The sequence below is a fragment of the Cryobacterium arcticum genome, from assembly GCF_003185895.1.
GTDB classification, from domain to species: domain Bacteria; phylum Actinomycetota; class Actinomycetes; order Actinomycetales; family Microbacteriaceae; genus Cryobacterium; species Cryobacterium arcticum.
The window spans coordinates 973,435-986,839 of the sequence record NZ_QHLY01000012.1 but is presented as its reverse complement, the minus strand read 5'-3'; the positions used below and the strand labels follow the sequence as shown (position 1 = coordinate 986,839).

The 13,405-nt window shown below is 68.4% G+C and carries 12 protein-coding genes; 3 read left to right on the top strand and 9 right to left on the bottom strand.

Features of this window, described 5'->3' with window-relative positions:
• Positions 1-4: 4 nt before the first annotated feature.
• A complete protein-coding gene (ettA, locus tag CTB96_RS14275) occupies positions 5-1,687 on the top strand; it encodes an energy-dependent translational throttle protein EttA (RefSeq protein ID WP_110127515.1) in 1,683 nt (560 codons plus the stop codon).
• A 7-nt stretch (positions 1,688-1,694) separates the two neighbouring features.
• Positions 1,695-2,195 carry an acyl-CoA thioesterase gene (locus CTB96_RS14270; RefSeq protein WP_110127514.1) on the top strand — a complete coding sequence of 167 codons (501 nt, stop codon included), beginning with the start codon at positions 1,695-1,697 and terminating at the stop codon, positions 2,193-2,195.
• A gap of 70 nt (positions 2,196-2,265) precedes the next feature.
• Here the strand turns inward: CTB96_RS14270 and CTB96_RS14265 are convergent, their stop codons facing one another.
• Both CTB96_RS14265 and CTB96_RS14260 read right to left on the bottom strand, forming a co-directional pair.
• Complete coding sequence (locus CTB96_RS14265) at positions 2,266-2,721, bottom strand: QcrA and Rieske domain-containing protein (protein WP_110127513.1); 456 nt, start codon at positions 2,719-2,721, stop codon at positions 2,266-2,268.
• Between the two features lie 46 nt (positions 2,722-2,767).
• Positions 2,768-3,643: an acyl-CoA thioesterase gene (locus CTB96_RS14260; protein ID WP_181397264.1), complete on the bottom strand. Its 876-nt coding sequence runs from the start codon at positions 3,641-3,643 to the stop codon at positions 2,768-2,770.
• Between the two features lie 60 nt (positions 3,644-3,703).
• Between CTB96_RS14260 and CTB96_RS14255 the strand changes: the two genes are divergently transcribed.
• Positions 3,704-4,381 carry a DUF8185 domain-containing protein gene (locus CTB96_RS14255; RefSeq protein ID WP_110127512.1) on the top strand — a complete coding sequence of 226 codons (678 nt, stop codon included), beginning with the start codon at positions 3,704-3,706 and terminating at the stop codon, positions 4,379-4,381.
• A 21-nt stretch (positions 4,382-4,402) separates the two neighbouring features.
• Here the strand turns inward: CTB96_RS14255 and CTB96_RS14250 are convergent, their stop codons facing one another.
• From CTB96_RS14250 to CTB96_RS14225, 7 genes are all read right to left on the bottom strand, one after another.
• Positions 4,403-5,782, bottom strand: a complete 1,380-nt coding sequence (locus tag CTB96_RS14250; RefSeq protein WP_110127511.1) for an FAD-binding oxidoreductase — start codon at positions 5,780-5,782, stop codon at positions 4,403-4,405.
• The gene (locus CTB96_RS20925) at positions 5,779-5,907 is read right to left on the bottom strand and encodes a hypothetical protein (RefSeq protein ID WP_282433148.1); all 129 of its coding nucleotides are present in this window, start codon (positions 5,905-5,907) and stop codon (positions 5,779-5,781) included. Before CTB96_RS20925 ends, CTB96_RS14250 begins: the two co-directional genes overlap by 4 nt.
• Before the next feature lie 116 nt (positions 5,908-6,023).
• Positions 6,024-7,721: an FAD-binding dehydrogenase gene (locus CTB96_RS14245; protein ID WP_110127510.1), complete on the bottom strand. Its 1,698-nt coding sequence runs from the start codon at positions 7,719-7,721 to the stop codon at positions 6,024-6,026.
• Positions 7,722-7,768: 47 nt separating this feature from the next.
• Positions 7,769-8,176 carry a globin gene (locus CTB96_RS14240; RefSeq protein WP_427846507.1) on the bottom strand — a complete coding sequence of 136 codons (408 nt, stop codon included), beginning with the start codon at positions 8,174-8,176 and terminating at the stop codon, positions 7,769-7,771.
• Positions 8,177-8,246: 70 nt separating this feature from the next.
• Complete coding sequence (locus CTB96_RS14235; protein WP_110127508.1) at positions 8,247-9,704, bottom strand: mechanosensitive ion channel domain-containing protein; 1,458 nt, start codon at positions 9,702-9,704, stop codon at positions 8,247-8,249.
• A gap of 217 nt (positions 9,705-9,921) precedes the next feature.
• Positions 9,922-12,465 carry an aminopeptidase N gene (gene pepN, locus CTB96_RS14230; RefSeq protein ID WP_110127507.1) on the bottom strand — a complete coding sequence of 848 codons (2,544 nt, stop codon included), beginning with the start codon at positions 12,463-12,465 and terminating at the stop codon, positions 9,922-9,924.
• Positions 12,466-12,600: 135 nt separating this feature from the next.
• Positions 12,601-13,368, bottom strand: a complete 768-nt coding sequence (locus CTB96_RS14225) for an exonuclease domain-containing protein (protein WP_248283381.1) — start codon at positions 13,366-13,368, stop codon at positions 12,601-12,603.
• Positions 13,369-13,405: the final 37 nt, after the last annotated feature.

The window sequence follows — 13,405 nt, the reverse complement described above, 5'->3', positions numbered from 1 at the left end:
CACTATGGCTGAATTCATTTACTCGATGGTGCGTGCGCGCAAAGCCATTGGAGACAAGCTCATCCTCGACGACGTCACGATGTCGTTCTTCCCCGGAGCCAAGATCGGTGTGGTGGGCCCCAACGGTGCCGGTAAGTCCACGATCCTCAAGATCATGGCCGGACTCGACACCCCGAGCAACGGTGAGGCCCGGCTGTCGCCCGGCTACTCCGTGGGCATCCTGATGCAGGAACCGCAGCTCGACGAGACCAAGACCGTGCTGGAGAACGTGCAGGAAGGCGTTGGCCCGATCAAGGCCAAGGTCGACAGGTTCAACGAGATCAGCGCCGCGCTGGCCGAACCCGACGCCGACTTCGACACCCTGCTCGAAGAGATGGGCACGCTGCAGGAAGAAATCGACGCAGCCGATGCCTGGGACCTCGACTCCCAGCTCGAACAGGCGATGGATGCCCTGCGCACCCCGCCGGGCGACTACTCGGTCGTGGACCTCTCCGGTGGTGAGAAGCGGCGCGTCGCTCTCTGCAAGCTGCTGCTGCAGAAGCCCGACCTGCTCCTCCTCGACGAACCGACTAACCACCTTGACGCCGAAAGTGTGCTCTGGCTCGAGCAGCACCTCGCCAAGTACCCCGGCGCCGTTCTCGCCGTCACCCACGACCGGTACTTCCTCGACCATGTGGCCGAGTGGATCGCCGAAATCGACCGCGGTCACCTGTACCCGTACGAGGGCAACTACTCGACCTACCTCGAGAAGAAGCAGGAGCGCCTGCAGGTGCAGGGCAAGAAGGACGCCAAGCTGTCCAAGCGCCTCGCCGAAGAACTCGACTGGGTGCGCTCCAACGCCAAGGGCCGTCAGGCCAAGTCGAAGGCCCGTCTGGCCCGGTACGAGGAGATGGTCAACGAGGCCGAGCGCGGACGCAAGCTCGACTTCGAAGACATCCAGATCCCGGTCGGCCCGCGCCTGGGCGCCCAGGTCATCGACGCCAAGAAGCTCAAGAAGGGCTTCGGCGACCGCGTGCTGGTCGAAGACCTCTCCTTCACCCTGCCCCGCAACGGCATCGTCGGCGTGATCGGCCCGAACGGCGTGGGTAAGACCACCCTGTTCAAGACCATCGTCGGCCTCGAGCCGTTGGATGCCGGTGACTTGAAGATCGGCGAGACCGTCGACATCTCCTACGTTGACCAGTCCCGCGGCGGCATCGACCCCAACAAGTCGCTCTGGGAGGTCGTCTCCGACGGCCAGGACTACATCCAGGTCGGCAAGACCGAGGTGCCGTCGCGTGCCTACGTCTCGACGTTCGGTTTCAAGGGACCCGACCAGCAGAAGAAGGCCGGCGTGCTCTCCGGTGGTGAGCGCAACCGCCTGAACCTGGCACTGACGCTCAAGCAGGGCGGCAACCTGTTGCTGCTCGACGAACCGACTAACGACCTGGACGTCGAGACTCTCGGTTCGCTCGAGAACGCCCTACTCGAATTCCCCGGCTGCGCCGTGGTCATTACCCACGACCGGTGGTTCCTCGACCGCATCGCCACGCACATCCTCAGCTATGAGGGCACTGCGGAAGAACCGGGTAACTGGTACTGGTTCGAGGGCAACTTCGAGTCGTACGAGCAGAACAAGATCGAGCGACTCGGTCCGGACGCGGCCAAGCCACACCGGTCCGCGTACCGCAAACTGACGCGCGACTAGGAGTTCCATGCGGCTACACGTTCCCATCCGGCTGCGCTGGTCGGATCTCGACGCGTACGCCCACGTCAACAATGCCGAGATGCTGCGCCTCCTCGAGGAGGCGCGCATCCAGGCGTTCTGGAGCAACGACGAGCTGGACGGCATCGATGGTGCCGCAGCCGGGGCTCACCCGGCGGCCGCGAGCACTGCTGTGCTCGACGGCCGGCCGGGCGCGGCGACGCTCACCCTGATCGCGCGCCTGGAGATCGAATACCTCGCCCCGATCCCGTACCTGCGTCAGCCGATCGACATCCAGTTGTGGATCGGCAAGCTCGGCGGGGCCAGCCTCGATGTCTGCTACGAGGTTCGAGGGCCGGCCGGGCAGGAACCCGGCACGCTCTACGCTCGGGCCAGCACCACGATCGTGCTGGTGGATGCGGCGACCGAGCGCCCCCGGAAGATCAATGCCATCGAACGGGCGGCCTGGACTCCCTACCTGGAGGAACCCCTCAGCTTCGCCCGCAAGTAACGCCACCCCGCGAGCCGTGACCTAAACCCCGAAAACCGCCCGGTTGTGGGGCTTAGCTCACGGCTCGCGGTCAGGTCGCGAGTACTCGGTCGCCGTCGAGGGTGACGCTTACCTCGGCGAGGGGCTCGGTGGCCGGCCCCTGCAGCACGGCGCCTGTCGCGGTGTCGAATAGCGATTGGTGGCACGGGCAGCTCAGGCCCGTCTTCTCCGGTGCGACCATGCAGCCGGCGTGTGTGCAGATGGCGCTGAAGGCGACGACGGTACCCTCGGTGGGCTGCGAGACGATGACCTGCGAGCCGTTCAGCATCACCGCCACGGCGCCGCCGACCGGAACGTCGGAGAGCAGAGCGATTTCGGTGGGCGTCCCGGCGCCGGAGTCGGCGCCGTTCCGTGCGGGCGCGCACGCGGCCAAGGCCAGTGCCGTGCCGGCACCGCCAGCGACGAGCAGCGCGCGGCGAGAGAGGTGCGTGCAGGCGGAATGGGTGGCCGCCGTGTGCGTCGACGGCGGCAGGTTCGGAGTCGTCATGGCGTCTTTCGGTCGGGCGTGGAGCGTATGGTTCCGGCGGTGGTGATCAGTCGACGGGCTTGGGCACCCGCACCATGCCCTCCTGGGCCACGGTGGCCAGCAGCAGGCCCTCACGGCTGTAGATGCTGCCCGTGGACAGACCCCGGCCGCCCTGGGCGGAGGGGGAGTCCTGCACGTACAGCATCCACTCGTCGACCCGGCCGAACCGGTGCCACCACATGGCGTGGTCGAGGCTGGCGACCTTGAGCCCGGGCGTGGCCCAGGCCAGCCCGTGCCGGCGCATCACCGGTTCCATGATCGAGTAGTCGCTCACATAGGCGAGGGCCGCCCGGTGCAGATCGGGGTCGTCGGGGATGGCCTCGAAGGTCTTCATCCAGATCATCTGCTTGGCTGTGTGCTCGCCGTCCACGGTGAGGTAGATCGACGACGGCACGTGCCGCATGTCGAACGGGCGATCGTTCGCCCATGCCCGGGCGAAGTCGTGGTCGATGTGGCCGAGGGTCTCGGCCGTGGTCGGCAGCGACTCGGGGTCTGGCAGATCTTTCGGCATCTCCAGGTGGTGCTCGAGCCCTTCATCGTCGTCCTGGAACGACGCGATCATCGACAGGATCGGGACGCCGTTCTGGTACGCCTGGGTGCGCCGGGTGGAGAACGACCGGCCGTCATGGATGCGGTCGACCGAGAAGGTGATCGGGTGGTTGATGTCACCAGGGCGCAGGAAGTAGCCGTGCATCGAGTGCACGTGGCGCTCGTCCGGCACGGTGCGGATGGCGGCGACGAGGGACTGCGCGAGCACCTGGCCGCCGAAGACCCGCCCCTGGGGCATCCACTGCGACGGACCGGTGAAGATGTCCTCGTTGGTGCGAGCACCGGTGTCGGTCAGGTCGAGAGCGGTCAGAAGACCCTCCAGCGGTGCGTGCATGCTGCCTCCTCGTTCTTTCGGGACCGAAGACCCGACGTACCTTGGTAGTTTAGACAGCAGATGAGCCAGTCATTTTCCCTCTCAGATTCCCTGTCCCTCGGCGACCTCCAGGTCTACCTTTCGCGCGCCAGCAGGGTGGAGGACGGATCGGTGCGGCTCGTGTCAGCGGCGGGAGTGCTGGCGGTGTACACCGCGATCCTGTATCCGCGCGGATTGCTCGACTCGAGCCCCACTGTTCTGGGCCTGCGCACCTTCGCGCTCACAGAGCCCGTCGAGATCGACGTGGTCGTTCCGGTGCGCTCGTTGCTCGACCGGTTGGTGCGGCTTGAGGCAGCGGTGACGGATGCGACGGCCCCGGTGACGGTCACGGTGCCGTTGCAAGTGTCCTCGGTCACCTGGGCGGGCATCACGCCCCCGCGCGGCGGCTGGAAGTCGCAGGGCAGCGCCGCCGCCACGATTCTCGAGGCTGCCGCCCACGCGGGCATCGCCGAGGTCGCCTCCGTCATCCCCACCGGCACCGGCGAGCAGATCGTGCAGCGAGTGCGCTCAGAGGTCTGGGGACGCCCGATCGACGCGCTCGACTTCGTTCCGTCCGGTGCAGGCTTCGCCGCGGTGAGCCTGGGTTTCCTGTCAGCGGATGAACCGGTGCAGTTGTTCGAGACCGGCCCCTGGACCCGGCTGAGCACCAGCCGCGGCCACATCCTGGTGCGCCGCAAACCCTGGAGCCTGCAGGCCTGAGCCGGCCATCGGTTCCGCCGGTCAGTACTTCTTGCCGGGGTTGAGGATGCCGTTCGGGTCGAGCACGGCCTTGATCGCCCGCTGCATCTCGCGCAGTCGCGGCGGCAGTTCCCCGTCGAGGGCGGCGAGTTTTTCGATGCCGACGCCGTGTTCACCGGTCATGGTTCCGCCGAGCTGTTGGGCGATCCCGGAGATGCGCTGGTAGGCCTCGTGCGCGGCCGCGACCTGTTCGGGGTCGCCCGGGTCGAACGCCACGACGGGGTGCAGGTTGCCGTCGCCGGCGTGGCCGCCGACACCGATGACAACATGCAGTTCGTTCGCGAGCGCGGCGAAACGTTCGACCAGGGCAAGGAGCCGGGACCGAGGCACGCTGACATCGCCGTTCAGTGAACCGCCACGAAGGGCGCGCATGGCCTGATTGAGCAGCCGTCGAGCCGTGAGCAGCCGATCGAGTTCGATGGGGGTGTCCGCCCGGTCGACAGTCAGGGCGCCGTGTTCGCGGAAGATCCGTTCGAACGCGCTCAATTCGGCATCCGCCCCGTGCACGGAGTCCGTTATCGCCAGTACCCAGGCCTTCGCACCGATCGGGATGCCGGCGTGCGGCAGATAGGCGTCCACTGCGCCGAGCACGATGTCATCGAGGAGCTCAAGGGTGGAGGGAACGTTCGGCCCGGCTGCGATGGCGTTCGATGCGGCGATGCCGGCGGCCAGGGTGGGGAAGACGGCGCTGACGCCGCGTGAGGGTCCGGGGGCCGGGAGCAGGCTGAGAGTGGCCTCGGTCACCACCGCCAGCGTGCCTTCACTGCCCACGATCAGGCCGGTGAGATCGAGGCCGGCGACACCCTTGATGGTCGACGGCCGCGTGCGCACGAGAGACCCGTCGGCCAACACGACCTCGAGCGTGCGCACGGCGTCGCGGGTGACGCCGTACTTGATGCAGCGCATACCGCCGGCGTTGGTGGCGATCGTGCCCCCGATGGTGGCCCACTCGGCAGACGCCGGGTCGGGTGCGTAGAACAGCCCGGCGGCGCTGGCCGCGGCGGCCAGTTCGGCCACGGTGACGCCGGGCTGCACCACGGCGAGCCGTTCTTCGACGTCGATGTGCAGGATGCGGTTGAGCGCGGAGAGGTCCAGCAACAGGGCCCCGGGCACGGCGTTCGCACCGCCAGCCAGGCCGGTGAGGGCGCCCTGCGGCACGACGGGCACCCCGGCCGCGTTGGCGGCGCCGACGACGGCTGCCACCTGTTCGGTGCTGCGTGGTTGTACAAGGGCGAGCGCGGCCCCGATCGCGGGTGCGCCCGAGGCGTCGATGCTGCGACCGAGCACGGCCGCATCCGCTGTGCTCACGGTGCCGTCTGGCAACAGATCGCGGAGGGTCGCCAGAATGTCGGGGTCGCTCATCGGATGCTGTCAGCTTGCAGGCGGCACAGGGCCGCGGCGTCTTCGGTGTCGTCGCCATTATTGATGGAGACGAGTGAGTTGACGCGAACGACGTCAGGGGCGGTGCCTGTGCCGGTAATGGTCATGGTTCCTAGGGTTCTGGGGAGGCACCTGCCTCGATTCAGGAAAGCCTATGCCACCGTACGGATGGGTCTCAGACTGCGCCGGGATCAGGCGGCGACACCGAACGCCCCAGGCCGGGTCAGAGCGCGGCGGCCACCGCGCGGCCCGCGGTGCGCCCGGTGAACAGGCAGCCGCCGAGGAAGGTGCCTTCCAACGACCGGTAACCGTGCACGCCGCCGCCGCCGAACCCGGCGGCTTCCCCTGCCGCGTAGAGTCCGGGCACCGGGTTGCCGTCGGCGCCGAGGGCGCGCGCGGACAGGTCGGTCTCGATGCCGCCCAGGCTCTTGCGGGTGAGCAGGTGCAGCTTCACGGCGATCAGCGGCCCGTTGGCCCGGTCGAGCAGCTTGTGCGGGCTCGCCACCCGGATCAGCCTGTCGCCGCGGTAGTGGCGTGCCTGCCGGATCGCGGTGATCTGGGCATCCTTGCTGAAGTCGTTGTCCAGCTCGCGGTCGCGGGCCAGCACCTCGCGTTCCACCTGGGCGGCATTGATCTGCACCTCGGGGGAGCGCTGCTGCATTCCGGCGATGAGAGCGCGCAGGCTGTCGGCGACCACGAAATCCTCGCCCTTGCTCTTGAACGCCTCGACCGGCCCCGGCGCACCCGGTGTGACCCGCTTGGCGAGCAGTCGCAGGTCCTTGCCGGTGAGGTCGGGGTTCTGCTCGCTGCCGGAGAGCGCGAATTCCTTCTCGATGATCTTCTGGGTGAGCACGAACCAACTGTGCTCGTAGCCGGTCTTGAGCAGGTATTCCATGGTGCCGAGGGTGTCGAAGCCGGGGAACAGCGGCGCGGGCAGCCGGGTACCGGTGGCGTCCAGCCACAGCGATGACGGGCCGGGCAGAATGCGGATGCCGTGTCGGGGCCAGACCGGGTCGTGGTTGACGATCCCCTCGGTGTAATGCCACATCCGGTCGCCGTTGATCAGCCGGGCGCCGGCGGCCTCGCTGATGGCGATCATCCGGCCGTCGACGGATGCCGGCACGCCGGACAGCATGTTGGTGGGTGCCGGTCCGAGCCTGGCTGGCCATTGGGCGCGTACCAGGTCGTGGTTGCCGCCGATGCCGCCGCTGGTGACGATCACCGCGGAGGCGCGCAGTTCGAATTCGCCCGCGGCCTCCCGGCCGCTGGCCTGGCCCCGGGCGGCCGTGCTGGCTTCGAGCACGGTGCCGCGCACGCCCACCACTGTGCTGCCGCCGGTGCTTGTTCCGCCCTCGAGAAGGAGTTCGTCGACCCTGTGCCGGTGCAGTGCGGTGACCAGGCCGGCCCGCACTCCCTCGCGCACCCGGGTGATGAATGGCTCCAGAATCGCCGGGCCGGTTCCCCAGACGATGTGGAACCGGGGCACGGAGTTGCCGTGGGCGAGCGCCGTGTAGCCGCCGCGTTCCGCCCAGCCGACCACCGGGAAGAACCCGACTCCGCGCTCTTTGAGCCAGGCGCGCTTCTCGCCGGCGGCGAAGTTGAGGTACGCCTCCGCCCAGCGGGTGGGCCAGTAGTCCTCCGTACGGTCGAAGCCGGCGCTGGCGAACCAGTCCTGCCTGGCCAGTTCGAGGGAGTCCTTGATGCCCATTCGACGTTGCTCGGGGGTGTCCACGAGGAACAGGCCGCCGAATGACCACCAGGCCTGGCCGCCCAGGGACGCGGCGGGTTCCTGGTCGACCAGCAGCACCCGTTTGCCGGCATCGACGAGCTCGGCCGTGGCGACGAGGCCGGCCAGGCCCGCTCCCACCACGATCGCGTCGGCGGATGTGACGGCGTGCGGAACGGGTGTTGCTGGGCTCATCGTGACTCCATCGTCAGCTGCGCGGGTGACGCCGGGGCGGGCGCCGGTTAATCGTCGAAGGTGTTGACCATAGCGTGTGCGGCGCGCTCGAGGTAGTCCCAGAGAGTGGCACGCTGCAGCGGCGGCAGGTCGGCGGCGTCCACGGCGTTCTTCATGTGCAGCAGCCAGCGGTCGCGGGCGTCGGGGTTCACCTTGAAGGGCTGGTGGCGTTGACGCAGGCGGGGGTGGCCGCGCTGCTCGCTGTAGGTGCCGGGGCCGCCCCAATACTGCTCGAGGAAGCCGGTGAGGCGCTCGATGGCGGGGTCGAGGTCTTCCTCCGGATACATGGGCTTCAAGACCGGGTCGCCGGCCACCCCGCGGTAGAACTCGGTGACGAGCTTCTCGAAGAACGGACGTCCGCCGACCTCTTGGTAGAACGACGGCCCCAGGGCGGCACCGTTCGCGCTGCCGCGCAGGTGCACTCCGGATGGGCCGGTGGCGGGGATCAGCACCGGCCCCTGGCTCTCGGGACGGCGGGTATTCGGATCAGTCATCGGTGTCTCCCTGAGCGGGCTCGCTGTCAGCGGCTGGTGAAGCCGGTTTCTCAGCGGGCTTGTCCGCGGGCTTGGCGGCCGGCTTGTCAGTGGGCTTGTCGACCGGCTTGGTGACGGCCTTCCTGACCGGCTTGGTGGCGGGCATGGCCGACGGCTCTGCGGCGGCGCCCAACGGCTGTTCGGCAATCGGCTTCGAGGCGGGCGCCGACGGGTCAACGGCCGGCAGGTGCACCGTGCGCGGTGCACGGGGTGCCTGGTTGCGGGAGATCGACGGAATGCGGGTGGTGCCCTGGGCGAATGCCTCGGCGGCCTGGGCCGCAGTGGGCTTCGCTGCGGGCGCTGCGGTCGACGCCTCAGCGGGCGTGGCAGTGGCCGGCTTCGCCTTGGCCGCGCGCGGTGCCGGCGGGTGCACGGGCAGCGCTGCGGCTGCGGCGGCCGCCGCGGCCTCAGCCGCCTTGACGGCACGGCTCTTGCGCGGTGCGCGCTTGGGTGGCGCCTCGATCACGGGCAGCGGGGTGGTGCGCGGCGGGCGGGCGCCCTGCACGCTCGCGGCACCCTCGAAGCCGGTGAGCACGATGCTGGTCAGCGAGGGCAGCTGCACGCCCATGGCGTCGAGCGCCTTCTTCAGGCGCATCCGCAGCTCGCGCGCCACATCGTCCTTGGCGGTGGTGCGCGTCTTGATCACGATGCGGATGACGATGGCCTCTTCGGAAATCGACTCCAGGCCCCACACCTCGGGCTTCTCCAGCACCCGCGAGCGCCACTTGGAGTTGGTGGCCATCTCCACGGCAACCCGCAGCATCTCGGCCTGCACGGCGTCCACATCGGTCTTGTACGGCACGGCGAGGTCGATGATCACGCGGGCCCAGCCCTGGGACATATTGCCCACCCGCAGGATCTCGCCGTTGCGCACGAACCAGAGTGTGCCGTTCACGTCGCGCACCTGGGTGATACGGATGCCGACGGCTTCCACGACACCGGTCGCGGGGCCCAGGTCGACAACGTCGCCGACGCCGAGCTGGTCCTCCATCACCATGAACAGGCCGTTGAGCACGTCCTTGACGATGTTCTGGGCGCCGAAACCCAGGCCGGCGCCGAGCGCGGCGGTGAGGAGGGCGAACGAGCTGAGGATTGTGTCATCGATCGCGTTGACGACGAGCAAAATCGCGACGACGACGACGAGCACGTTCACGATGTTTGTGAGCACGGAGCCGAGTGTGCGAGTGCGTTGAACCGTTCGAACCGCGGAGAGCGGTGACACGTTCAGGGCTTGGGTGTCGTCGACGTTTTGGGTTTTCTTTACCCCGGACACGATCTGCGTCACAACGCGTCGGATCACGAACAAGAGCACCCAGCGCGCCAGGATCGCGAAGATGATGATGAACACGACCTGCACGATTGGCCAGGTCAGGATGTCGTTAGTGGTTTTCCAGAATGAGTCCCATGTCATAGCTCGGCCAGTCTACCGAGCGGCCGCGTTGGTCAACCTGAGCGCCACAGCCCGCTGGTCGCACAGCCCGCGGGTCGAATTGTCCGCCGCACGAGCAGTCCACTGGTCTAGCAGTCCACTGGTCTAGCGGTCCGCTGGTCGAGCTTGTCGAGACCCCGTGCGGGATCTCGACAAGCTCGATCAACGGCAGCTCGGCCAGCGAGAGATCGCTGCGGTGCTACTCCTTGTCGCGGGCCTGAACGCGCAGTGAGCGCTCCACACCGGCGAGGTTCTCCACCACGAGGCGGCGGAGCGCCGCGGGCTCGGGGTTGGCGTCCAGCCAGGCGCGGGTGGCATCCACCAGGGCCTGGTTCGACAGCGGCGACGGGTAGAGGCCCGTGATGAGCTTCTCGGCGATGGAGTAGCTTCGCTCGGCCCACACCTTCTGCAGCACGTCGAAGTACTGGGCGACAAACGGCTCGAGCAGGCTCGTGTCGTGCGCGCGCAGGAACCCGGCGGCGGTGACGCGCACGATGGTGTTCGGGGCGGTGTCCACGTCGATGAGCGACGACCAGGCGGCCTGCTTGCCCTCGATGGTGGGGATGGCGGCGCGCACGTTCGCGGCCGACTGTGCGCCGGTCGCGGTGTTGTCGGCTGCCAGGGCGGCGTCGATCTCCGCGGCGCCGGCTTCGCCCCCGGCGACGAGGGCGCCGAGCAGTTCCCAGCTCAGGTCGGTGTCGATCTCGAGTCCGGGGAGCTTGAACGCGCCTGTGCGCAGGCCCGCGATGGCGGCCAGCTGAGCGGGCGTCTCGGCTACGGAGGCGAAGAACTTGACGAACTGGAACTGCGCGTCGCTGCCGGCCTCCGCACCCTGGGCCAGCGCCCAGAGTGCATCACCGACCGCGTTGACGGCCTCGTCGCGGTGTTCAGGAGCCACGTAGTACTGCGCCGTGAGCGACACCTGGCCGAGCACGGTGCGCAGGGTGGTGGATTCGGTCTCGGTGGCGATGTTGCCGAGCACCAGGCGCACGAAGTCGCGCGGCGAGGTCTCGGCGTCGCGGGTGGCGTCCCAGACGGAACCCCAGACCAGCGAGCGGGCCAGCGGGCTCTCGATGGCGGCGAGGTGCTCGAGGGCCACGGTGTGCGAGGCCGGGTCGAGGCGCACCTTGGCGTAGGCGAGGTCGTCGTCGTTGAGCAGGATCAGGTCGGCGCGGGTGCGGCCGACGAGCGCCGGCACATCCGTGGACGTGCCGTCGACGTCGAGTTCGACGCGGTGGGTGCGCACCAGGGCGCCGTCGACCAGGTCGTAGAAGCCGATCGCCAGGCGGTGCGGGCGAATGGTGGGGTAGTCCTCCGTGGCGCTCTGCAGCACGGCGAACGCGGTGATCACACCGGCCTCGTCGACCTCGATCTGCGGGCGGAGGGTGTTGACGCCGGCGGTCTCGAGCCACAGGGCGGCCCAGTCGGAGAGGTCCCGGCCGGAAGCGGCCTCGAGCTCAACGAGCAGGTCGCGGAGCTCCGTGTTGCCCCAGGCGTGCTTCTTGAAGTACGAGGCGACGCCCGTGAAGAAGGCGTCGATGCCGACCCAGGCGACGAGCTGCTTGAGCACCGATCCACCCTTGGCGTAGGTGATGCCGTCGAAGTTGACCTGCACGTCTTCGAGGTCCGTGATGGTGGCCACGACGGGGTGGGTGGAGGGCAGCTGGTCCTGGCGGTAGGCCCAGCTCTTCTCCATCGCGGCAAAGGTGGTCCAGGCTTCCGTCCACTCGGTGGCCTCAGCCGTGGCGATGGTCGACGCCCACTCGGCGAACGATTCGTTCAGCCACAGGTCGTTCCACCACTTCATGGTGACCAGGTCGCCGAACCACATGTGGGCGAGCTCGTGCAGGATCGTGACGACGCGGCGTTCCTTGATCGCGTCGGTGACCTTGGAGCGGAAGACGTAGGTCTCGGTGAAGGTGACCGCGCCGGCGTTCTCCATGGCGCCGGCGTTGAACTCCGGCACGAACATCTGGTCGTACTTGTCGAACGGGTACGGGTAGTCGAACTTGTCCTCGTAGTAGGCGAAGCCCTGGCGGGTCTTCTCGAAGATGTAGTCGGCGTCCAGGTGCTCGAACAGGCTCTTCCGGCTGAACAGGCCCAGCGGAATGACGCGGCCGTCGCTGGAGGTGAGCTCGCTGCGCACCACAGCGTACGGGCCGGCGACGAGGGCCGTGATGTAGCTGGAGATGGTGTGGGTGGGGGCGAACGCCCAGGTCTTGTTGCCGTTGCCGGCGTCAGTGGGCTCGGGCGTGGCGGAGTTGGAGATGACTTCCCAGGCGCCGGGGGCGGTCACCGTGAAGGTGAAGGTGGCCTTGAGGTCGGGCTGCTCGAACACGGCGAAGACGCGGCGGGAGTCGGGCACCTCGAACTGGCTGTACAGGTAGACCTCGTTGTCGACGGGGTCGACGAAGCGGTGCAGGCCCTCGCCGGTGTTGGTGTACGCGGCGTCGGCGACGACGGTGAGCACGTTCTCGGCTGCCAGGCCGTCGAGCTGAATGCGGATGCCGTCGCTGACGACGGCCGGGTCGAGCTCGGCTCCGTTGAGGGTGACGCTGTGCACCGTCTCGGTGATCGCGTCGATGAAGGTCGAGCTGCCGGCCACGGCACCGAAGGCGACGGTGGTGGTGCTGGCGAAGGTCGTCGGACCCGTCGTCAGGTCAAGGGTGACGTCGTAGCTGGTCACCGTGACGAGCGCTGCGCGCTCCTGGGCTTCGATCCTGGTGAGGTTTTCTCCGGGCAACGGTATTCTCCATCTGGTCTTCGTGGGCGCTTCTGGCGCCTCCGCACGAAGATCAAGCCTAGCCAGTATTCGGCCGGCGCCGGCGGAGCGGCTGATCAGGCCGCGTCGGTCACCCGACGCCCATCGGGCCGGAGGCTAGACCGGGGGAGTGACCAGCACGGGCACCACGACGCGATCGGCGCCGGCGCGGATCGGCCAGGCGCCGTCGATCACGATCAGGTCGTCGCCCTTGGACTTGCGCAGGTACGACTGGAAGCTCTCCGCCTGCTCCAGCGCCCAGCCCACCTGCCGGTCGTGCAGGGCGTGCAGGTGGGTTTCGTCGGTCTTGGCCAGCAGGGCCCAGGCCACCCGGCCGGTGGCCACGGCATCCGCTTCGGCGTCATGGGCGCCCTCGAGCAGCACGCCGTAGTACTCGGCGGTCGCCACCAGGGTGCGCTTGCCCTTGCGGTACTTGTCGATGGCCTTGTCGATCACATACGGGTCGAGCACCGGGCCGAAGTCGGTGATCGGTTCGAGGCCGTACCGGCGGGCCTCGGCGTTGAGCATGGAGAGGTCGAAGCTGGCGTTGTAGGCCACGATCGGCCGGCCGCCGGCGATGCTGCGCCGCAGCACCGTGAGCATCTCGGCGATGGCGGTGGCCGGGTCGACGCCGTCACGCTGGGCGACCTCGTCGGTGATGCCGTGGATGGCGGACGCGCCCTCCGGGATGGGGATGCCCGGGTTGACGAGCCAGCTGTACGACCCGTTCACCTGGCCGTCGCGCATCACGCGGCCGATGAAGCAGGTGACGATGCGGTCCTCGTCGGTGTTCACGCCCGTCGTCTCCAGGTCGAAGACGCAGAGCGACGGAATGTCGGCGAGGGCGGTCGGCACGGTTGCGGTCTGCACGGTTGATGTCTGCACGCTCCACACGCTAGCGGTCACCCCCGACACTGCCCGC

What these genes read in the sequence shown, in the direction of transcription:
- ettA (WP_110127515.1), top strand. Translation starts at nt 5, where the DNA reads ATGGCTGAATTCATTTACTCGATGGTGCGTGCGCGCAAAGCCATTGGA.
- CTB96_RS14270 (WP_110127514.1), top strand. Translation starts at nt 1,695, where the DNA reads ATGCGGCTACACGTTCCCATCCGGCTGCGCTGGTCGGATCTCGACGCG.
- CTB96_RS14265 (WP_110127513.1), bottom strand. Translation starts at nt 2,721, where the DNA reads ATGACGACTCCGAACCTGCCGCCGTCGACGCACACGGCGGCCACCCAT.
- CTB96_RS14260 (WP_181397264.1), bottom strand. Translation starts at nt 3,643, where the DNA reads ATGCACGCACCGCTGGAGGGTCTTCTGACCGCTCTCGACCTGACCGAC.
- CTB96_RS14255 (WP_110127512.1), top strand. Translation starts at nt 3,704, where the DNA reads ATGAGCCAGTCATTTTCCCTCTCAGATTCCCTGTCCCTCGGCGACCTC.
- CTB96_RS14250 (WP_110127511.1), bottom strand. Translation starts at nt 5,782, where the DNA reads ATGAGCGACCCCGACATTCTGGCGACCCTCCGCGATCTGTTGCCAGAC.
- CTB96_RS20925 (WP_282433148.1), bottom strand. Translation starts at nt 5,907, where the DNA reads ATGACCATTACCGGCACAGGCACCGCCCCTGACGTCGTTCGCGTCAAC.
- CTB96_RS14245 (WP_110127510.1), bottom strand. Translation starts at nt 7,721, where the DNA reads ATGAGCCCAGCAACACCCGTTCCGCACGCCGTCACATCCGCCGACGCG.
- CTB96_RS14235 (WP_110127508.1), bottom strand. Translation starts at nt 9,704, where the DNA reads ATGACATGGGACTCATTCTGGAAAACCACTAACGACATCCTGACCTGG.